The sequence below is a fragment of the Xanthomonas sp. SHU 166 genome (genome assembly GCF_000364685.1).
In the GTDB taxonomy this organism is placed as follows: Bacteria; Pseudomonadota; Gammaproteobacteria; order Xanthomonadales; family Xanthomonadaceae; genus Xanthomonas_A; species Xanthomonas_A sontii.
Genome location: NZ_AQOJ01000600.1, coordinates 1 through 420 on the forward strand (window position 1 = coordinate 1; position 420 = coordinate 420).

The 420-nt window shown below is 71.2% G+C and carries 1 protein-coding gene; it reads left to right on the forward strand.

The genetic code is table 11. From position 1 onward, the window contains the following. Positions 1 to 118: 118 nt before the first annotated feature. The coding region (locus D180_RS14870) for a zinc ribbon domain-containing protein (protein WP_017913419.1) at positions 119 to 420 on the forward strand (302 nt) is incomplete at its 3' end.

The window sequence follows — 420 nt, forward strand, 5'->3', positions numbered from 1 at the left end:
TGCGCCGGCAGGCGGCGCCGCGGCCCCAGCCCGGGCCGGCGTGATGAGCGGGGACGCTTGAAAGCCGGCGTGCGGCCCCCATACTGGCCGCCTCAGTTGCTCTCGCGTTTTTGCCGCCATGCCGATCTACGCTTTCCAATGTGCCGCATGCGGTCACAGCTTCGACCGCCTGCAGAAACTGTCCGATCCCGATCCGGAGACCTGTCCGGCCTGTTCCGCTACGGCGGTCAAGCGCCAGCTCACCGCGCCGGCGTTCCGCCTGTCCGGCAGCGGCTGGTACGAGACCGACTTCAAGAAGGACGGCGACAAGAAGCGCAACCTGGCCGAGTCGGGGAGTACGGCCAGCAGCGGGGACAGCAAGCCCGCGGCCGCCGCGACGACGTCCGACGCGCCGGCCAAGCCCGCTGCGGCGGCCACGGC